This is a genomic window from Streptomyces sp. WAC05374, assembly GCF_004353505.1.
Taxonomy (GTDB): domain Bacteria; phylum Actinomycetota; class Actinomycetes; order Streptomycetales; family Streptomycetaceae; genus Streptomyces.
The window spans coordinates 71,053-90,529 of record NZ_SMNQ01000004.1 but is presented as its reverse complement, the minus strand read 5'-3'; the positions used below and the strand labels follow the sequence as shown (position 1 = coordinate 90,529).

Here is a 19,477-nt window from a genome sequence, read left to right as displayed (position 1 = left end):
CTATGCGGTCGCCCCACCCGCGGTTTGTGGGGCGAGTGCCCATCGACGATGATGATCGCGTCCTGGCGGACGGCCGCCGGATGCCGGGAAACCTCAGTGAACTCCGGCTTCCGTTCATCCGATAGCCTCTGCCGACGTGCCGCCGCCCGCGACCGGGCCGAGCCGCCGTGCACCAGCCCTGTTCAGCTCCAAGGAGTGAGTTCGTCTGTCGACCGCCATCCTCACCGGTCCTCCGGTACCCGGATCGCCGCTCGAGGGCGATCTGCGGTCGCTGGGCTTCGACGTCCGGGTCGCCGCCGACGAGCGGGACACCGCCGCACTGCTGGCCGCCGTCCCGGCGGCCGAGCGCGTCGCGGTCGTCGACCCGCGCTTCGTGGGCCACGTCCACGCGCTGCGCCTCGCGCTGACGGACCCCCGCTTCCCGGCCGCCGCCGCCCCCGGCGCGCTCACGGCCCGGCCCGAGGCCCGCCCGGCCCTGGCCCGTGCCCTGTCGGCCCCCGGCACGGCCTCCCCGGCCGCCGCCGTCGACGCCGCGGAGGTTCCCGGCGGCGCGACGCCCGGCTCCGCCGCGACCGCCCCCTCGGGCACCGCCACCGCACCGCGTCCCGCGGGCCCCCTGCCCGACCGGCTCGCCGAGGCCCTCGCCGCCGACGGGGTGGCCGTGCACCGGCCCGAGCTGGGGTCGCTGGTCGCGGCCGTGCCCGCCGACCCGCAGAGCCGCAAGGAGACCCGGGACGCCGTCGAGGCGGTCGACGACGAGGCCGTACGCCTCCGCTCCGCCGTGAAGGCCCGCGACGGCTTCTTCACCACCTTCTTCATCAGCCCGTACTCGCGCTACATCGCCCGCTGGTGCGCCCGCCGGGGACTCACCCCCAACCAGGTCACCACCGCCTCCCTCCTCACCGCGCTCGTCGCGGCGGGGTGCGCGGCGACCGGCACGCGCGGCGGTTACGTCGCGGCCGGCGTGCTGCTCCTCGTCTCCTTCGTCCTGGACTGCACCGACGGGCAGCTCGCCCGCTACTCGCTCCAGTACTCGACGATGGGCGCCTGGCTCGACGCGACCTTCGACCGGGCCAAGGAGTACGCCTACTACGCGGGGCTCGCCCTCGGCGCCGCACGCGGCGGGGACGACGTGTGGGCGCTGGCCCTCGGCGCGATGGTCCTCCAGACCTGCCGCCACGTCGTGGACTTCTCCTTCAACGAGGCCAACCACGACGCCACCGCCAACACGAGCCCCACCGCCGCGCTCTCCGACAAGCTCGACGCCCGCGGCTGGACGGTCTGGGCGCGCCGGATGATAGTCCTGCCGATCGGTGAGCGATGGGCGATGATCGCCGTCCTCACCGCGGTCACCACGCCCCGCATCGTCTTCTACGCCCTGCTCGTCGGCTGCTCCTTCGCCGCCTGCTACACCACCGCCGGCCGGCTCCTGCGCTCCCTGACCCGCAAGGCCGCGCGCACCGACCGCGCCGCCCGGGCCCTCGCCGACCTCGCCGACTCCGGCCCCCTCGCCGAACTGGTCGCGAAGACGCGCGCCCGCGCCTCCCGCACCCACCCGGCGATCCCCCTCGCCGCGGCGCTCGCCGCCACCGCCGTCCTCGGTGCCGCCCTCGCGACGGCGGACAGCGCCGCGGGCGTCGTCGCCCCGGCCGTCGTCTATGCCCTCCTCGCGGGCCTCGCCGTCTCCCAGCCCCTCACGGGCCCCCTCGACTGGCTCGTCCCGCCCCTCTTCCGGGCCGCCGAGTACGGAACCGTCCTCGTCCTCGCCGCCCGCTCGGACGCCCCCGGGGCCCTTCCCGCCGCATTCGGGCTGGTCGCGGCCGTCGCCTACCATCACTACGACACGGTGTACCGCATCCGCGGCGGCACCGGCGCGCCGCCCGCGTGGCTGGTGCGGACGATCGGCGGGCACGAGGTCCGCACGCTCGTCGTGGTGGTCCTCGCCGCGACCCTGACGGCGGGCGACCGCTTCACCCTCGCGCTGACCGCCCTGGCGGTGGCCGTCGCGCTGGTCGTGCTCGTGGAGTCCATCCGCTTCTGGGTGTCCTCCGGAGCACCCGCAGTACATGACGAAGGAGAACCCGCATGATCGGCCTCGTACTCGCAGCCGGTGCCGGACGGCGTCTGCGCCCCTACACCGACACGCTCCCGAAGGCCCTCGTGCCGGTCGACGGCGAGAGGACGGTCCTCGACATGACCCTCGCCAACTTCGCCGCCGTGGGCCTCACCGAGGCCGCCGTCGTCGTCGGCTACCGCAAGGAAGCCGTCTACGCGCGCAAGGCCGAGCTGGAGGCCCGTTACGGCCTGGAGCTCACGCTCATCGACAACGACAAGGCCGAGGAGTGGAACAACGCCTACTCCCTGTGGTGCGCCCGTGACGTCCTGAAGGAGGGCGTCATCCTCGCCAACGGCGACACCGTGCACCCGGTCTCCGTCGAGCAGAACCTCCTCGCCGCCCGGGGCGACGGGCAGCGCATCATCCTCGCCCTGGACACGGTGAAGAACCTCGCCGACGAGGAGATGAAGGTCATCGTCGACGGCCGGGGCGTGCGCCGCATCACCAAGCTGATGGACCCCGCGACCGCCACCGGCGAGTACATCGGTGTCACCCTCATCGAGCCCGAGGCCGCCGAGGACCTCGCGGACGCGCTGAAGGCCACCTTCGAGCGCGACCCGGACCTCTACTACGAGGACGGCTACCAGGAGCTGGTCGACCGCGGCTTCCAGATCGACGTGGAGTCCATCGGCGACGTCCGCTGGGTAGAGATCGACAACCACGACGACCTCGCGAAGGGCCGTGAGATCGCGTGCCTGTACTGACCCGGCTCATCCCGTCCCCGGTCGTCGTCGACATCCACCGGGGCGCGATGGACGACCTGGCCGGCCTCCTGGCCGACCAGCGGATCTCCGCATCCGGCAAACTCGCCATGGCCATCAGCAACGGCTCCGGCCAGGCGCTGCGCGAGAAGCTCGCGCCGCTCCTGCCGGACGCCGACTGGTACTGCGTCGAGGACGGCAGCATCGACTCCGCCGTCCGCCTCGCCGACGCCATCAAGGGCAAGCGGTACGACGCCGTGGTCGGCCTCGGCGGCGGGAAGATCATCGACGTGGCGAAGTACGCCGCGGCGCGGGTCGGCGTCCCCATGGTGGCCGTCGCCACCAACCTCTCGCACGACGGGATCTGCTCCCCGGTCTCCACGCTCGACAACGACAACGGCCGCGGCTCCTACGGCGTCCCCTCGCCGATCGCCATGGTCATCGATCTCGACGTGATCCGGGAGGCGCCCTCCCGGTTCGTCCGCTCCGGCATCGGCGACGCGATCTCCAACATCTCCGCCATCGCCGACTGGGAGCTGTCCCACCGGCACACGGGCGAGCAGGTCGACGGCCTGGCCGCCGCCATGGCCCGCACGGCGGGGGAGTCTGTGCTGCGCCACCCCGCCACCGTCGCGGACGACGAGTTCCTCATCGTGCTGGCGGAGGCCCTCGTCCTCACCGGCATCGCCATGTCGATCAGCGGCGACACCCGGCCCGCCTCGGGTGCCTGCCACGAGATCTCCCACGCCTTCGACCTGCTGTACCCGGCGCGCTCCGCGCTCCACGGCGAGCAGGTCGGACTGGGCGCCGCCTTCGCGATGCACCTGCGCGGCGCCCACGAGGAGTCGGGGCTCTTCGCCGAGGTGCTGCGCCGGCACGGCCTGCCCGTGCTGCCCGAAGAGATCGGGTTCTCCCCGGACGAGTTCGTCCGCGCCGTGGAGTACGCGCCGCAGACCCGCCCCGGACGCTTCACCATCCTCGAGCACCTCGACCTGTCCACCGACCAGATCAGGGACGCGTACGCCGACTATGCCAAGACCATCCGTAGCTGAACTCCGCCCGGTCGTTCACCCGGCGGGAGTGAAGGACCGTCGAAGCGGCGAGCACTGGGGCGGCCGCCTCTACATGCGCGAGATCTCCCTGCGCATCACGCGCCTCCTGGTCACCACCAAGGTCACCCCGAACCAGCTCACGTACGTGATGACCCTGGCGGGTGTCCTCGCGGCCCCGGCGCTGCTGATCCCGGGCATCCCCGGGGCGCTCCTGGGCGCGCTGATGGTCCAGCTCTACCTGCTGCTCGACTGCGTCGACGGCGAGGTGGCCCGCTGGAAGAAGCAGTTCTCGCTGGGCGGGGTGTACCTGGACCGCGTGGGCGCCTACCTGTGCGACGCGGCCGTGCTGACCGGTTTCGGCCTGCGCGCCGCCGACCTGTGGGGCGGCGGCCGGATCGACTGGCTGTGGGCCTTCCTGGGCACCCTCGCCGCGCTCGGCGCCATCCTGATCAAGGCCGAGACCGACCTGGTCGGCGTCGCCCGCCACCAGGGCGGCCTGCCGCCGGTCCAGGACTCGGCCGCCGTGCCGCGCTCCTCCGGCATGGCGCTGGCCCGCAGGGCCGCCGCGGCGCTGAAGTTCCACCGGCTCGTCCTCGGCATCGAGGCGTCGCTGCTCATCGTGGTCCTGGCGGTCCTGGACACCGTCCGCGGCGACCTGTACTTCTCCCGCCTGGGCGTCGCCGTCCTGGCCGGCATCGCGCTGCTCCAGACGGTGCTGCACCTGGTGTCGATCCTCGCCTCCAGCAGGCTGAAGTGAGTGAGGTGCCCGTGACCACGCCGATGAAGCTGGGTGCCGTCATCATCACCATGGGCAACCGCCCCGACGACCTCCGCGCCCTCATCGAATCCGTACGCAAGCAGGACGGCGACCCGGTCGAGGTCGTCGTCGTCGGCAACGGCGCGCCCGTCACCGGCGTACCCGAGGGCGTGCGCACCATCGACCTCCCGGAGAACCTGGGCATCCCCGGTGGCCGCAACGTGGGCATCGAGGCGTTCGGCCCCGGGGGGACCGAGGTGGACGCCCTGCTCTTCCTGGACGACGACGGCCTGCTGCCGAACACGGACACCGCCGAGCTGGTGCGCCGGGCGTTCACCGAGGACCCAAAGCTGGGCATCATCAGCTTCCGGATCGCCGACCCGGACACCGGTGTCACCCAGCGCCGCCACGTCCCCCGGCTGCGCGCCTCCGACCCGATGCGCTCCTCGCGCGTGACGACCTTCCTCGGCGGCGCCAACGCCGTGCGCACCGCGGTGCTGGCCGAGGTGGGCGGGCTGCCGGACGAGTTCTTCTACGCGCACGAGGAGACCGACCTCGCCTGGCGGGCCCTGGACGCCGGCTGGATGATCGACTACCGCGCGGACATGGTCCTGCACCACCCGACGACCGCGCCCTCCCGGCACGCCGTCTACCACCGCATGATCGCCCGCAACCGCGTCTGGCTGGCCCGCCGCAACCTGCCCGCACCCCTGGTGCCGGTCTATCTCGGCGTCTGGCTGCTGCTCACGCTGGCCCGGCGCCCCTCGGCGCCGGCGCTCAAGGCGTGGTTCGGCGGGTTCAAGGAGGGCTGGGCCACGCCGTGCGGGCCGCGCCGTCCCATGAAGTGGCGTACGGTGTGGCGCCTCACCCGACTGGGCCGCCCGCCCGTCATCTGACAAGCTCGTCACCGACAAGTACGGGGCACCCCGGGGCCTGGCCGCCACCCGACCCGCCCGCCCCTTCCTGCCGCGCATCGTGAACACGAAAGTTTTCCACTTGTGAGTGAGACAACCCATGGCGGAGCGATCGCCGTGACCGCCCCGCCATCGCCGGACGCGGGCCTGTCCCCGGCGGAGCTGGCCGCCAAGTACGGCCTGTCGGTCAGCGGTGCCCGGCCGGGCCTGGCCGAGTACGTCCGGCAGCTCTGGGGGCGCCGCCACTTCATCCTGGCCTTCTCCCAGGCGAAGCTCACGGCCCAGTACAGCCAGGCCAAGCTCGGCCAGCTCTGGCAGGTGGCGACCCCGCTGCTGAACGCGGCGGTCTACTTCCTCATCTTCGGCCTGATCCTGAACGCCGGGCGCGGCATGGAGAAGGACGTCTACATCCCGTTCCTGGTGACCGGCGTCTTCGTGTTCATGTTCACGCAGACGTCCGTCATGTCCGGGGTGCGGGCGATCTCGGGCAACCTGGGCCTGGTGCGGGCGCTGCACTTCCCGCGCGCCTCCCTGCCGGTCTCGTTCGCCCTTCAGCAGCTCCAGCAGCTCATGTTCTCGATGATCGTGCTGTTCGTGATCGCGGCCGCGTTCGGCAGCTACCCGTCGCTGAGCTGGCTGCTGATCCTCCCGGCGCTGGCGCTGCAGTTCCTCTTCAACGTCGGCCTGTCGCTGATCATGGCCCGGCTCGGCAGCAAGACCCCCGACCTGGCGCAGCTCATGCCGTTCGTGATGCGCACCTGGATGTACGGCTCGGGCGTCATGTTCTCGATCCCGATCATGCTCCAGGACAAGCCGGCCTGGATCGCCGACGTCCTGATGTACAACCCGGCGGCGATCTACATGGATCTCATCCGGTTCGCCCTGATCGACGGGTACGGCTCGGAGAACCTGCCCTCGCACGTCTGGTTCGCGGCCCTGCTGTGGGCGGTCCTGGTCGGCGTGGCCGGGTTCGTGTACTTCTGGAAGGCAGAGGAGCGGTACGGCCGTGGCTGACCACACCGACGACGTGACCGCGACCGGCGCCGACGGCGCGCGCATCCCCACGGTCATCGCCGACGACGTGCACATCGTGTACCGGGTCAACGGCGGCGGCGGGGGCAAGGGCAGCGCCACCGCCGCGCTGAGCCGGATGATCCGCCGCGACAAGGGCGAGTCCCGGGGCGTGCGCAAGGTGCACGCCGTGCGCGGGGTGTCCTTCACCGCGTACCGGGGCGAGGCGATCGGCCTGATCGGCACCAACGGCTCCGGCAAGTCGACCCTGCTGCGGGCCATCGCCGGCCTGCTCCCGTGCGAGCGGGGCAGGGTCTACACCGACGGCCAGCCGTCGCTGCTGGGCGTGAACGCGGCCCTGATGGGCGACCTGACCGGCGAGCGCAACGTGATCCTCGGCGGCCTGGCCATGGGCATGTCGCGCGAGGAGATCAAGGAGCGGTACCAGGACATCGTCGACTTCTCCGGCATCAACGAGAAGGGCGACTTCATCACCCTCCCGATGCGGACGTACTCCTCCGGCATGGGCGCCCGGCTGCGGTTCGCCATCGCCGCCGCGAAGAACCACGACGTGCTGATGATCGACGAGGCGCTGGCCACGGGTGACCGCAAGTTCCAGATCCGCTCCGAGGAGCGCATCCGGGAACTGCGCAAGGAGGCCGGCACGGTCTTCCTGGTCAGCCACAGCAACAAGTCGATCAGGGACACCTGCGACCGCGTCCTGTGGCTGGAGAAGGGCGAGCTGCTGATGGACGGGCCCACCGCCGAGGTCCTCAGGGCGTACGAGAAGGAGACCGGCAGGTAGTCCGGGCGGTTTCCGGCCGGTCGCACGAGGCCGGTGAGGGCCCCTGCCGGAGCGCGCGGCGGGGGCCCTTCCGGTGAGCGGCACGCCGGCCGGGGGCGGGAACGCGCGCCCCGCCGCCCGCCACGGGGATGCCATGTTTCGGTCAAGTCCCGTGTCCCACCGGGTGGTTGACGGCACGGCCCCGGGCGTCTCCGTGCGTGGGTCACCCCAACGCGAGCCCGGACGTTGTACAACGTAAGCTGTACCGGTGTCGATTCGTGGCAAGTGGGGCATATTCCCCGGTCTCCCCGCCGGGGGCGGGGGTGGTGCCCCACTCGGCGGGACCGGCGGCGTGTCCGAAATGAGATGTATTGGGTCGGCAGTGTAGAACGGGAGACGTGACGGCAATGACGGTGAATCCCCAGCCCCGCCTCCGTAAGGGTCCCGCCGTCCCCGCGCCGGGCAGTCCCCAGTGACAGGTACCCGGCAGGTGCGCCCCGACGCCTCCACGCGCGCCACCCTCGACAAGGCCGCGCGCGAGAACTTCCCCGTGGCCCCCTTCTTCCTGCCCCGCGCCTGGCGCGACGACCTGATGGCCGTCTACGGCTACGCCCGGCTGGTCGACGACATCGGCGACGGCGACCTGGCCCCCGGCGGCGCCGACGCCCGCCACCTGGGCGCCGAGGGCGAGACGGACCGGCTCGCCCTCCTCGACGCCTTCGAGGCCGACCTGCGGCGCGTCTTCGACGGCACCCCGGCCCACCCGCTGCTGCGCGCCCTGCGGCCGGCCGTGCGGCGCCACGCGCTCACCCCCGAGCCGTTCCTCGGCCTGATCGAGGCCAACCGCCAGGACCAGCTCGTGCGGCGCTACGAGACGTACGACGGCCTCGCCGCCTACTGCGAGCTCTCCGCCAACCCCGTCGGCCGCCTCGTCCTGGACATCACCGGCACCACCAGCCCCGAACGCCTGCGCCACTCCGACGCCATCTGCACCGCACTCCAGATCGTCGAACACCTCCAGGACGTGGCCGAGGACCTCGCCCGTGACCGGATCTACCTCCCGGCCGAGGACATGAAGCGGTTCGGCGTCACCGAGGCCGACCTGGCCCGCCCCACCGCCGGCGCGCCGGTCCGCGCCCTCGTCGCGTACGAGGCCGAACGCGCCCGCCGGCTGCTGAACGACGGCACCCCCCTCGTGGGCAGCGTCCACGGCCGGCTCCGCCTCCTCCTCGCCGGCTTCGTCGGTGGCGGGCACGCCGCCCTCGACGCGATCACCGCCGCCGGCCACGACGTACTCCCCGGTCCGCCCAGGGCCGGCACGGCCGGCCTGCTGCGCGCCGTGGGCACCGTGTTGCGCAGAGCGCGCGGAGAGGGGTGAGCGGGACCATGGAGGGACACACCGAGATGTCCGCGCCGGTGGCGGCCGCCTACCGCTACTGCGAGGCCGTCACCGGGCAGCAGGCCCGCAATTTCGCCTACGGCATCCGGCTCCTGCCGACCGGGAAGCGGCAGGCCATGTCGGCGCTGTACGCGTTCTCCCGCAGGGTCGACGACATCGGCGACGGCACCCTCGCCCCCGGGACCAAGGCGGACCGGCTCGAGGCCACCCGCGCACTGCTCGCCCGCATCCGCGACGGCGCCGTCGACGAGGACGACACCGACCCCGTGGCCGTCGCGCTCGCCGACGCCGCCGCCCGCTTCCCGCTCCCGCTCGGCGGCCTCGACGAGCTCATCGACGGCGTCCTGATGGACGTGCGCGGCGACACGTACGAGACCTGGGACGACCTCAAGGTGTACTGCCGCTGCGTCGCCGGTGCCATCGGCAGGCTCTCGCTCGCCATCTTCGGCACCACGCCCGGCGCACGCGGCGCGGCACGCGCCCCCGAGTACGCCGATACCCTCGGTCTCGCCCTCCAACTGACCAACATTCTGCGCGACCTTCGCGAGGACGCCGGCACCGGACGCACCTACCTGCCCGCCGACGACCTCGCCAAGTTCGGCTGCTCCGAAGGATTCCGCACCGCCACGCCGCCCGCCGGCGCCGACTTCACCGGCCTCGTCCACTACGAAGTCCGGCGCGCCCGGGCCCTGTTCGCCGAGGGATACCGCCTGCTGCCCATGCTCGACCGGCGCAGCGGCGCCTGCGTCGCCGCCATGGCGGGCATCTACCGCAGGCTCCTCGACCGCATCGAGCGCGACCCCGCGGCCGTCCTGCGCGGCCGGGTCACCCTCCCCGGCCACGAGAAGGCGTACGTCGCCGTGCGCGGTTTGTCCGGACTCGACGCCCGCACCGTATCCCGCCGGCATGTCAGGAGGCGCGCCTAGATGGTCACGATGCCCGCGACCCGGCCGGGGAACCGGCACAATCGGCGCTCGGCAACTTTCCGCCACCACCTCGCGTCCCGGACCGGGACGACCCGACGGGAGACCGCATGAGCGCCGACGACCTGACACCGGGCCCCGCCTCGCCCCGGCACGCCGTCGTCGTCGGCGGCGGCCTCGCCGGCATCACCGCCGCCCTGCGCCTGGCCGAGTCCGGACTGCGCGTCACCCTCCTCGAAGGCCGCCCCCGCCTCGGCGGCCTCGCCTTCTCCTTCAAGCGCGGCGACCTCACCGTCGACAACGGCCAGCACGTCTACCTCCGCTGCTGCACCGCCTACCGCTGGTTCCTCGACCGCGTCGGCGGAGCCCACCTCGCGCCCCTCCAGGACCGCCTCGACGTCCCCGTCCTCGACGTCGCCCACCCGCGCGGCCCCCGCCTCGGCCGGCTGCGCCGCACCGCCCTGCCCGTGCCGCTCCACCTCGCCGCGAGCCTCGCCACCTATCCGCACCTCTCGCTCGCCGAACGCGCGAGCGTGGGCCGGGCGGCGCTCGCCCTGAAGCGGCTCGACCCGCAGGACCCCGCCCTCGACGGCATCGACTTCGCCACCTGGCTCACCCGCCAGGGCCAGTCCCGGCGCGCCGTCGAAGCCCTGTGGGACCTGATCGGCGTCGCCACCCTCAACGCCGTCGCCCCGCACGCCTCCATGGGCCTGGCCGCGATGGTCTTCAAGACCGCCCTGCTGTCCGACCCCTCCGCCGCCGACATCGGCTGGGCGCACGTCCCGCTGGGCGACCTGCACGACACCCGCGCCCGCGCGGCGCTCGACGCCGCCGGCGTACGCACCGAACTGCGCACCAAGGTCAGCGCCGTCCTGCCCGGAGGGCGCGGCCGCTGGTCCGTCGACGTGCCCGGCGACCGGCTGGAGGCCGACACCGTCGTCCTCGCCGTACCGCAGCGCGAGGCGCACGACCTGCTGCCGCACGGCGCGCTGGACGACCCGGGCCGCCTGCTGGACATCGGCACCGCGCCGATCCTCAACGTCCACGTCCTGTACGACCGCACGGTGCTGCGCCGCCCGTTCTTCGCCGCGCTCGGCTCCCCGGTCCAGTGGGTCTTCGACCGCACCGACGCCTCCGGATACACCGACGGCCAGTACCTGGCCCTGTCCCAGTCGGCCGCCGGGGACGAGATCGACGAGCCCGTCTCCGTACTCCGCGAGCGCTACCTGCCCGAGCTCGAGCGGCTGCTGCCCGCGGCACGCGGCGCCAAGGTGCGGGACTTCTTCGTCACCCGGGAGCGGACAGCGACGTTCGCCCCCGCCCCCGGCGTCGGCCGGCTGCGGCCCGGCGCCCGCACCAACGCACCGGGCCTGCACCTGGCCGGCGCGTGGACCGCCACCGGCTGGCCCGCGACCATGGAGGGCGCCGTGCGCAGCGGCTTCACCGCCGCGGGCGCCGCCCTCACGGCCCTCGGCCGCCCCCATGTACATCCGCTCGAGGAGGCGGCATGAGCCTGAGTACTGGAACCAGAGGAGAGACCGTGCCGACTGTGCCCCCGGTGAACCCGGCCGTCGACACCGCGGACGTCACCGCACTGCTGGAGCGGGGCCGGACCCTGTCCACGCCCGTCCTGCGCGAGGCGGTGAAGCGGCTCGCGCCGCCCATGGACACCGTCGCCGCCTACCACTTCGGCTGGATCGACGCCCACGGCCTGCCCGCCGACGGCGACAGCGGCAAGGCCGTACGCCCCGCCCTGGCCCTGCTGTCCGCCGAGGCGGCCGGGGTGGCGCCCGAGGTCGGCGTCCCCGGCGCGGTCGCCGTGGAGCTCGTGCACAACTTCTCCCTGCTGCACGACGACCTGATGGACGGCGACGAGCAGCGCCGGCACCGCGACACCGTGTGGAAGGTGCACGGCCCGGCGCAGGCCATCCTCGTCGGCGACGCGCTCTTCGCCCTCGCCAACGAGCTGCTGCTGGAGCTCGGCACCGTGGAGGCCGGCCGCGCCACCCGCCGGCTCACCACCGCCACCCGCAAGCTCATCGACGGCCAGGCCCAGGACATCTCCTACGAGCACCGCGAGCGGGTCACCGTCGAGGAGTGCCTGATGATGGAGGGCAACAAGACCGGGGCCCTGCTCGCCTGCGCCTGCTCCATCGGCGCCGTCCTCGGCGGCGCCGACGACCGCACCGCCGACACCCTGGAGGCCTACGGCTACCACCTGGGCCTCGCCTTCCAGGCCGTCGACGACCTGCTCGGCATCTGGGGCGACCCCGAGTCCACGGGCAAGCAGACCTGGAGCGACCTGCGCCAGCGCAAGAAGTCCCTGCCGGTCGTCGCCGCGCTCGCCGCGGGCGGCCCGGCCTCCGAGCGCCTCGGCGAGCTGCTCGCCGCCGACGCCAAGAACCCCGACCTCGACAGCTTCTCCGAGGAGGAGTTCGCCATGCGCGCGGCCCTCATCGAGGAGGCCGGCGGCCGCGCCTGGACCTCCGACGAGGCCCGCCGGCAGCACGCCGTCGCCATCGACGCGCTGCACCGGGTCGACATGCCCGAACGGGTCCGCGCCCAGCTCACCGCGCTCGCGGACTTCGTCGTCGTACGCCAGCGATGACCGCCACCGGGAGCAGGCCCCGCACCATATGAATCGCTAGTCGCCGGCCGGTGCACACGGTGTCACCGGCCGACGGCCCACCCGCAGCCGCAGCACGCCAACTGCACGAAGGGGAAGCCATGACAGCGACGACCGACGGAAGCACCGGGGCCCTGGAGCCCCGCGCCCCCTCGGCCACCACGACCACCACCACCGCCCCGGGCGACCTGCGGGAGGTCGCCGAGCGGGCCGCCCGGCGCTCCATCGACCACCTCCTCGCCCAACAGGACGACGAGGGCTGGTGGAAGGGCGACCTGGAGACCAACGTCACCATGGACGCCGAGGACCTCCTGCTGCGGCAGTTCCTCGGCATCCAGGACGAGGCCGTCACCCGCGCCGCCGCCCTGCACATCCGCGGCCGCCAGCGCGAGGACGGCACCTGGGCCACCTTCTACGGCGGGCCCGGCGAGCTGTCCGCCACCGTCGAGGCGTACGTGGCGCTGCGCCTGGCCGGCGACCGGCCCGACGCGCCGCACATGGCCCGCGCCGCCGCCTGGATCCGCGACCGGGGCGGCATCGCCGCCGCCCGCGTCTTCACCCGCATCTGGCTGGCGCTGTTCGGCTGGTGGCGGTGGGAGGACCTGCCGCAGATGCCGCCCGAGCTGATCTTCCTGCCGAAGTGGTTCCCGCTCAACATCTACGACTTCGGCTGCTGGGCCCGGCAGACGATCGTGCCGCTGACCGTCGTCTCCGCCAAACGGCCCGTCCGCCCCGCCCCCTTCCCCCTCGACGAGCTGCACACCGACCCGTCCGTCCCCAACCCGCCCAGGGCCCTGGCCCCGGCCGGAAGCTGGGAGGGCGCCTTCCAGCGGCTCGACAGGGCCCTGCACGCCTACCACCGGATCGCCCCCCGCCGGCTGCGCGCGGCCGCGATGAACACCGCCGCCCGCTGGATCGTCGAACGGCAGGAGAACGACGGCTGCTGGGGCGGCATCCAGCCGCCCGCCGTCTACTCGCTCATCGCGCTCCACCTGCTCGGCTACGACCTGGAGCACCCGGTGATGCGCGCGGGCCTGGAGTCGCTCGACCGGTTCGCCGTGTGGCGCGACGACGGCGCCCGCATGATCGAGGCGTGCCAGTCACCCGTCTGGGACACCTGCCTGGCCACCATCGCCCTCGCCGACGCGGGGCTGCGCCCCGACCACCCGGCCCTCGTCAAGGCCGCCGACTGGATGCTCGGCGAGGAGATCGTCCGCCCCGGCGACTGGGCCGTCCGCCGGCCCGGCCTCACGCCCGGCGGCTGGGCGTTCGAGTTCCACAACGACAACTACCCCGACATCGACGACACCGCCGAGGTGATCCTCGCGCTGCGCCGCGTCAGGCACCCCCACCCGGAGCAGATCGAGGCGGCCGTCCGGCGCGGCGCCACCTGGACCGCCGGCATGCAGTCGCGCGACGGGGCGTGGGCCGCCTTCGACGCCGACAACACCAGCCCCTTCCCCAACCGGCTGCCGTTCTGCGACTTCGGCGAGGTCATCGACCCGCCGTCCGCCGACGTCACCGCGCACGTGGTGGAGATGCTGGCGCACGAGGGCAAGGCACACCACCCGCGCACCCGGCGGGGCATCGCCTGGCTGCTGGCCGAACAGGAGGCGAGCGGAGCCTGGTTCGGGCGCTGGGGCGTCAACTACGTCTACGGCACCGGCTCGGTGGTGCCCGCCCTCACCGCGGCCGGGCTGCCCCCCTCGCACCCCGCCATCCGGCGCGCCGTCGCCTGGCTGGAGTCGGTCCAGAACGACGACGGGGGCTGGGGCGAGGACCTGCGCTCGTACCGGGAGCAGGAGTGGATCGGGCACGGTGCCTCCACCGCCTCGCAGACGGCGTGGGCGCTGCTGGCCCTGCTGGCGGGCGGCGAGCGGGAGTCCGGGGCCGTGGAGCGGGGCGTGCGGTGGCTCGCCGAGACCCAGCGGGAGGACGGCTCCTGGGACGAGCCGTACTTCACCGGCACCGGCTTCCCCTGGGACTTCTCCATCAACTACCACCTGTACCGGCAGGTCTTCCCGCTGACCGCGCTCGGCCGGTACCTGCACGGCGAACCGGCGATCGGCCGGCTCGGCAAGGGGGCCTGATGGCGGCAGAACCGGAGCCGGCCGGTTCCACCCCGCCGCCGCAGACGGTGGCGGCGCCGATGCTCATCGCCTGCGCGCTCGGCATCGAGCAGCTCGCGCTGCGCAGCGGCCGCCGCCGGCACGGTGGCGCGTCACCCGGACCGGTCACCGTGCTGCGTACCGGCATGGGGCCGGCGAACGCCCAGCGGGCCGTCACGCGGGCCCTGGAGGGCGGCGACCTGCGGGGCGCCGCGGTCGTCGCCTCCGGGTTCTGCGCCGGTCTGGAGCCGGGCATGCACCCGGGGGACCTGGTGGTGGCCGACGAGACCCGGGGGCCCGGCGGGTCCACGCCGTGCACGGACACGGAGCTGTTGGTGAAGGCGCTGGTGCGGGCCCTTCCCGGCCGGACCGTCCACACCGGCCCGCTGACCGGTTCCGACCACGTCGTACGGGGCCAGGAGCGGGCCCAGCTCCGGGGCACCGGGGCGATCGCGGTCGACATGGAGTCCGCGGCCACCCTCCGCAGCGCGCTCAGCACGGGCGTCCGGTCCCGGCCGGTTGCGGCCGTACGGGTGGTCGTGGACGCCCCGGAGCACGAGCTCGTCCGGATTGGCACGGTACGCGGGGGAATATCTGCCTTCCGTGTTCTTCGTTCGGTATTGCCCGCTTTCTTTGAATGGCACCGTTCTTTGCTGCTCCCCAGGAGGTGAGCCAGATGGCCATGCCGCTTCGCCAGACCATCCGGGTAGGGACGTATCTCTTCGAACAGAAGCTGCGCAAGCGACAGAAGTTCCCGCTCATCGTCGAACTGGAGCCGCTCTACGCCTGCAACCTCGCCTGCGAGGGCTGCGGCAAGATCCAGCACCCGGCCGGCGTCCTGAAGCAGCGCATGCCGGTCGCCCAGGCGGTCGGGGCGGTCCTCGAGTCCGGCGCGCCGATGGTGTCCATCGCGGGCGGCGAGCCGCTGATGCACCCGCAGATCGACGAGATCGTCCGCCAGCTCGTGGCCAAGAGGAAGTACGTCTTCCTCTGCACCAACGCCCTGCTGCTGCGCAAGAAGATCGACAAGTTCACTCCGTCGCCGTACTTCGCCTTCGCCGTGCACATCGACGGCCTGCGCGAACGGCACGACGAATCCGTCGCCAAGGAAGGGGTGTTCGACGAGGCGGTGGCGGCCATCAAGGAGGCCAAGCGGCGCGGCTTCCGGGTCACCACCAACTCCACCTTCTTCAATACCGACACCCCCCAGACCGTCATCGAGGTCCTCAACTTCCTCAACGACGACCTCGCGGTCGACGAGATGATGATCTCGCCCGCGTACGCCTACGAGAAGGCGCCCGACCAGGAGCACTTCCTGGGCGTGGAACAGACCCGGGAGCTGTTCCGCAAGGCCTTCGCCGGCGGCAACCGGCGGCGCTGGCGGCTGAACCACTCCCCGCTCTTCCTGGACTTCCTGGAGGGCAAGGCCGACTTCCCGTGCACCGCGTGGGCCATCCCCAACTACTCCCTCTTCGGCTGGCAGCGGCCCTGCTACCTGATGGCCGACGGCTACGTCCCGACGTACAGGCAGCTCATCGAGGAGACCGACTGGGACGCGTACGGCCGTGGCAAGGACGAGCGCTGCGCCAACTGCATGGCGCACTGCGGCTACGAGCCGACCGCCGTCCTCGCCACCATGGGCTCGCTCAAGGAGTCCCTGCGCGCGGCGCGCGAGACCGTCTCCGGAAGCAGGGGGTGACACCGCCGCAGAAGAGGAGGAGGACGGCGGCATGCCGCCCGGCCCCGCCGTCACCGTCAGCCGACCGCAGCAGAGAGGGGCCCGAGCGTGACGATTCTCGAGACCATCCGGGGGCCGCGCGACCTCAAGGCGCTCGACGGCGCACACCTCGGTGAACTGGCCGAGGAGATCCGTGACTTCCTGGTCCACGCCGTGGCGCGGACCGGCGGCCACCTCGGCCCCAACCTGGGCGTCGTGGAGCTCACCATCGCCCTGCACCGGGTCTTCGACTCACCCGTCGACCGCGTCCTGTGGGACACCGGCCACCAGAGCTATGTGCACAAGCTGCTCACCGGCCGGCAGGACTTCTCCAAGCTGCGCGGCAAGGGCGGCCTGTCCGGCTACCCCTCCCGCGAGGAGTCCGAGCACGACGTCATCGAGAACTCCCACGCCTCCACCGCCCTGGGCTGGGCCGACGGCCTGGCCAAGGCCCGCGACCTGCGCGGCGGCACCGAGCACGTGGTCGCCGTCATCGGCGACGGCGCGCTCACCGGCGGCATGGCGTGGGAGGCGCTCAACAACATCGCCGCCGCCAAGGACCGGCCCCTGATCGTCGTCGTCAACGACAACGAGCGCTCCTACGCCCCGACCATCGGCGGCCTCGCCGGACACCTCGCCACCCTGCGCACCACCGACGGCTACGAACGGTTCCTCGCCTGGGGCAAGGACGTCCTGCGGCACACGCCCTTCATCGGACCGCCGCTGTACGGGTCGCTGCACGGCGCCAAGAAGGGCTTCAAGGACCTCGTCGCCCCCCAGGGCCTGTTCGAGGACCTCGGCCTGAAGTACGTCGGCCCGATCGACGGCCACGACATCGCGGCCGTCGAGTCCGCGCTGCGCCGGGCGAAACGGTTCCACGGCCCCGTCCTCGTCCACTGCCTGACCCAGAAGGGCCACGGCTACGGGCCCGCCCTGGAGGACGAGGCCGACCGGTTCCACGCCGTCGGCGCCATGGACCCGCTGACCTGTGTGCCGCTCACGCCCGCCGCCGGCCCGTCCTGGACGTCCGTGTTCGGCGACGCCATGGCCGAGATCGGCGCCGAGCGCCCCGACGTCGTCGCCCTCACGGCGGCGATGCTCCACCCGGTCGGCCTGACCAGGTTCGCCGAACGGTTCCCCGACCGGGTGTGGGACGTCGGCATCGCCGAGCAGCACGCCGCCGTCTGCGCCGCCGGGCTCGCCACCGGCGGCCTCCACCCGGTCGTCGCCGTCTACGCCACCTTCCTCAACCGCGCCTTCGACCAGCTCCTGATGGACGTGGCCCTGCACCGGTGCGGTGTCACCTTCGTCCTGGACCGGGCGGGCGTCACCGGCGTGGACGGCCCGTCGCACAACGGCATGTGGGACCTGTCCGTGCTCCAGGTCGTGCCCGGGCTGCGGATCGCCGCGCCGCGCGACGCCGGGCAACTGCGCGCCCAGTTGCGCGAGGCGGTGGACGTGCGGGACGCGCCGACGGTGCTGCGCTTCCCGAAGGAGCCGGTGGGCCCCGCCCTGCCCGCCGTGGGGCGGATCGGCGGCATGGACGTCCTGCACCGCCCGGACGGCGACCCGGACGTGCTGCTCGTGGCCGTCGGCGTCATGGCGCCCGTCTGCCTGGGCGCGGCCGGGCTGCTGGCGGAGCGCGGCATCCGCTGCACGGTCGTCGACCCGCGCTGGGTCAAGCCCGTCGACGAGCAGCTCGCCCCGCTGGCGGACTGCCACCGGCTGGTCGCCGTCGTGGAGGACAACAGCCGCAGCGGCGGCGTCGGCTGGGCGGTCGGGCAGGCCCTGCGCGACGCCGGGACCGACGTACCGCTGCGGACCTTCGGCATCCCGGAGCAGTTCCTGGCACACGCCAAGCGCGGCGAGGTGCTGGCCGACATCGGGCTCACCCCGGTGGAGATCGCGGGACGCATCAGCCATGCGCTGGCAGGCAAGGAGAACGACGCATGACCAAGAAGTTCGACCTGGCGGCCCTGCTCGCCGACCGGCGCGGCGAGGGGTACGACCTGCACGGGCGCCACCTCAATCCGCAGTTGCCGCGCATGCTCCGCACGATCGGCTTCGACAAGGTCTACGAGCGGGCCGAGGGCGCCTACTTCTGGGACGCCGACGGCCAGGACTACCTCGACATGCTCGCGGGCTTCGGCGTCATGGGCCTGGGCCGGCACCACCCCGTCGTACGCAAGGCCCTCCACGACGTCCTCGACGCGGAACTGGCCGACCTCACCCGCTTCGACTGCCCGCCCCTGCCGGGACTGCTCGCCGAGAAGCTGCTGACGTACTCGCCGCACCTGGACCGGGTGTTCTTCTCCAACAGCGGTACGGAGGCGGTGGAGACCGCCCTGAAGTTCGCCCGCTACGCCACCGGCAGGCCCCGCGTCCTGTACTGCGCCCACGCCTTCCACGGGCTGACCGCCGGCTCGCTCTCCGTCAACGGGGAGAGCTGCTTCCGCGACGGCTTCGACCCGCTGCTGCCCGACACCGCCATCGGCCTCGGTGACCTGGCTGCCCTGGAGCGGGAGCTCAAGCGCGGCGACGTCGCCGCCCTCATCGTGGAGCCCATCCAGGGCAAGGGCGTCCACGCGTGCCCGCCCGGCTTCCTGCGCGCCGCCCAGGACCTGCTGCACCGGCACAAGGCGCTGCTGATCGCCGACGAGGTCCAGACCGGCCTCGGCCGCACCGGCACCTTCTACGGCTACCAGCACGAGGACGGCGTGGAGCCCGACCTCGTGTGCGTCGCCAAGGCGCTCTCCGGCGGCTACGTACCGGTCGGCGCCACGCTCGGCACGGACGCGATCTTCAAGAAGGTGTACTCGTCGATGGACCGGGTGCTCGTCCACTCGGCCAGCTTCGGGGCGAACGCCCAGGCCATGGCCGCGGGGCTCGCCGTGCTGGCCGTCCTGGACGACGAGGAGCTGGTCGCGAACGCCCGGCGGACCGGCGAGCTGCTGACGTCACGGCTCACCGCGCTCGTCGACCGCTACGAGATGCTGCACGAGGTCCGCGGCCGGGGGCTGATGATCGGCCTGGAGTTCGGCCGCCCGTCGTCTCTCGGGCTGCGCAGCCGGTGGACGATGCTCCAGGCGGCCCGCAAGGGACTGTTCGCCCAGATGGTCGTGGTCCCGCTGCTCCAGCGGCACCGCATCCTCACCCAGGTCTCCGGCGACCGCCTGGAGGTCATCAAGCTGATCCCGCCACTGATCATCGGGGAGCGGGAGGTCGACCGGTTCGTCGACGCGTTCACCGCGGTCATGGACGAGGCCCACAGCGGCGGCGGCCTGATCTGGGACTTCGGCCGGACGCTGGTGAAGCAGGCCGTGGCGAACCGCTGATCCGCGCTTTTGCCTCTCGGGCAAGAAATTTGCC

At 72.9% G+C, this 19,477-nt stretch carries 16 protein-coding genes; all 16 read left to right on the top strand.

Going from position 1 to position 19,477, the window contains the following annotated elements; translation table 11 throughout:
* The first annotated feature begins 205 nt into the window (after nucleotides 1-205).
* The 16 genes from E2B92_RS10765 (at nucleotide 206) to E2B92_RS10690 (ending at nucleotide 19,443) form a co-directional block, all read left to right on the top strand.
* Nucleotides 206-2,089: a DUF5941 domain-containing protein gene (locus tag E2B92_RS10765; protein WP_126883898.1), complete on the top strand. Its 1,884-nt coding sequence runs from the start codon at nucleotides 206-208 to the stop codon at nucleotides 2,087-2,089.
* The gene (locus tag E2B92_RS10760) at nucleotides 2,086-2,820 is read left to right on the top strand and encodes a phosphocholine cytidylyltransferase family protein (RefSeq protein WP_126883899.1); all 735 of its coding nucleotides are present in this window, start codon (nucleotides 2,086-2,088) and stop codon (nucleotides 2,818-2,820) included. The genes E2B92_RS10765 and E2B92_RS10760 overlap by 4 nt, the downstream gene beginning before the upstream one ends.
* Nucleotides 2,808-3,869 carry an iron-containing alcohol dehydrogenase family protein gene (locus E2B92_RS10755; protein ID WP_126883900.1) on the top strand — a complete coding sequence of 354 codons (1,062 nt, stop codon included), beginning with the start codon at nucleotides 2,808-2,810 and terminating at the stop codon, nucleotides 3,867-3,869. The genes E2B92_RS10760 and E2B92_RS10755 overlap by 13 nt, the downstream gene beginning before the upstream one ends.
* Complete coding sequence (locus tag E2B92_RS10750; RefSeq protein WP_126883901.1) at nucleotides 3,847-4,626, top strand: CDP-alcohol phosphatidyltransferase family protein; 780 nt, start codon at nucleotides 3,847-3,849, stop codon at nucleotides 4,624-4,626. Before E2B92_RS10755 ends, E2B92_RS10750 begins: the two co-directional genes overlap by 23 nt.
* A gap of 23 nt (nucleotides 4,627-4,649) precedes the next feature.
* Nucleotides 4,650-5,522: a glycosyltransferase family 2 protein gene (locus E2B92_RS10745; protein WP_126883920.1), complete on the top strand. Its 873-nt coding sequence runs from the start codon at nucleotides 4,650-4,652 to the stop codon at nucleotides 5,520-5,522.
* Between the two features lie 102 nt (nucleotides 5,523-5,624).
* Nucleotides 5,625-6,554: an ABC transporter permease gene (locus E2B92_RS10740; RefSeq protein ID WP_126883902.1), complete on the top strand. Its 930-nt coding sequence runs from the start codon at nucleotides 5,625-5,627 to the stop codon at nucleotides 6,552-6,554.
* A complete protein-coding gene (locus tag E2B92_RS10735; protein WP_235023777.1) occupies nucleotides 6,547-7,356 on the top strand; it encodes an ABC transporter ATP-binding protein in 810 nt (269 codons plus the stop codon). Before E2B92_RS10740 ends, E2B92_RS10735 begins: the two co-directional genes overlap by 8 nt.
* A gap of 451 nt (nucleotides 7,357-7,807) precedes the next feature.
* Nucleotides 7,808-8,713 carry a squalene synthase HpnC gene (gene hpnC, locus E2B92_RS10730; protein WP_185923520.1) on the top strand — a complete coding sequence of 302 codons (906 nt, stop codon included), beginning with the start codon at nucleotides 7,808-7,810 and terminating at the stop codon, nucleotides 8,711-8,713.
* An 8-nt stretch (nucleotides 8,714-8,721) separates the two neighbouring features.
* Nucleotides 8,722-9,660: a presqualene diphosphate synthase HpnD gene (gene hpnD, locus E2B92_RS10725; RefSeq protein ID WP_126883903.1), complete on the top strand. Its 939-nt coding sequence runs from the start codon at nucleotides 8,722-8,724 to the stop codon at nucleotides 9,658-9,660.
* Nucleotides 9,661-9,767: 107 nt separating this feature from the next.
* Nucleotides 9,768-11,168 (top strand): hydroxysqualene dehydroxylase HpnE, encoded by a 1,401-nt coding sequence (gene hpnE / locus E2B92_RS10720; protein WP_126883904.1) that lies wholly within the window; start codon nucleotides 9,768-9,770, stop codon nucleotides 11,166-11,168.
* Nucleotides 11,165-12,265 carry a polyprenyl synthetase family protein gene (locus tag E2B92_RS10715; RefSeq protein WP_185923521.1) on the top strand — a complete coding sequence of 367 codons (1,101 nt, stop codon included), beginning with the start codon at nucleotides 11,165-11,167 and terminating at the stop codon, nucleotides 12,263-12,265. The genes hpnE and E2B92_RS10715 overlap by 4 nt, the downstream gene beginning before the upstream one ends.
* Nucleotides 12,266-12,384: 119 nt before the next feature.
* Nucleotides 12,385-14,373, top strand: coding sequence for a squalene--hopene cyclase (shc, locus tag E2B92_RS10710; RefSeq protein ID WP_126883905.1), 1,989 nt, complete (start codon nucleotides 12,385-12,387; stop codon nucleotides 14,371-14,373).
* Nucleotides 14,373-15,062: a phosphorylase family protein gene (locus tag E2B92_RS10705; RefSeq protein ID WP_126883906.1), complete on the top strand. Its 690-nt coding sequence runs from the start codon at nucleotides 14,373-14,375 to the stop codon at nucleotides 15,060-15,062. Before shc ends, E2B92_RS10705 begins: the two co-directional genes overlap by 1 nt.
* Before the next feature lie 5 nt (nucleotides 15,063-15,067).
* Nucleotides 15,068-16,090 carry an adenosyl-hopene transferase HpnH gene (gene hpnH, locus E2B92_RS10700; protein WP_185923522.1) on the top strand — a complete coding sequence of 341 codons (1,023 nt, stop codon included), beginning with the start codon at nucleotides 15,068-15,070 and terminating at the stop codon, nucleotides 16,088-16,090.
* A gap of 87 nt (nucleotides 16,091-16,177) precedes the next feature.
* Nucleotides 16,178-18,061, top strand: a complete 1,884-nt coding sequence (gene dxs / locus E2B92_RS10695) for a 1-deoxy-D-xylulose-5-phosphate synthase (RefSeq protein WP_126883908.1) — start codon at nucleotides 16,178-16,180, stop codon at nucleotides 18,059-18,061.
* Nucleotides 18,058-19,443, top strand: a complete 1,386-nt coding sequence (locus E2B92_RS10690; RefSeq protein ID WP_126883909.1) for an aspartate aminotransferase family protein — start codon at nucleotides 18,058-18,060, stop codon at nucleotides 19,441-19,443. The genes dxs and E2B92_RS10690 overlap by 4 nt, the downstream gene beginning before the upstream one ends.
* The last annotated feature ends 34 nt before the right edge of the window (nucleotides 19,444-19,477 follow it).

Coding starts and splice junctions, on each gene's coding strand:
- shc (WP_126883905.1), top strand. CDS start 12,385: ATGACAGCGACGACCGACGGAAGCACCGGGGCCCTGGAGCCCCGCGCC.
- E2B92_RS10760 (WP_126883899.1), top strand. CDS start 2,086: ATGATCGGCCTCGTACTCGCAGCCGGTGCCGGACGGCGTCTGCGCCCC.
- hpnD (WP_126883903.1), top strand. CDS start 8,722: ATGGAGGGACACACCGAGATGTCCGCGCCGGTGGCGGCCGCCTACCGC.
- E2B92_RS10705 (WP_126883906.1), top strand. CDS start 14,373: ATGGCGGCAGAACCGGAGCCGGCCGGTTCCACCCCGCCGCCGCAGACG.
- E2B92_RS10750 (WP_126883901.1), top strand. CDS start 3,847: ATGCCAAGACCATCCGTAGCTGAACTCCGCCCGGTCGTTCACCCGGCG.
- hpnE (WP_126883904.1), top strand. CDS start 9,768: ATGAGCGCCGACGACCTGACACCGGGCCCCGCCTCGCCCCGGCACGCC.
- E2B92_RS10690 (WP_126883909.1), top strand. CDS start 18,058: ATGACCAAGAAGTTCGACCTGGCGGCCCTGCTCGCCGACCGGCGCGGC.
- E2B92_RS10745 (WP_126883920.1), top strand. CDS start 4,650: ATGAAGCTGGGTGCCGTCATCATCACCATGGGCAACCGCCCCGACGAC.
- hpnH (WP_185923522.1), top strand. CDS start 15,068: ATGGCCATGCCGCTTCGCCAGACCATCCGGGTAGGGACGTATCTCTTC.
- E2B92_RS10715 (WP_185923521.1), top strand. CDS start 11,165: ATGAGCCTGAGTACTGGAACCAGAGGAGAGACCGTGCCGACTGTGCCC.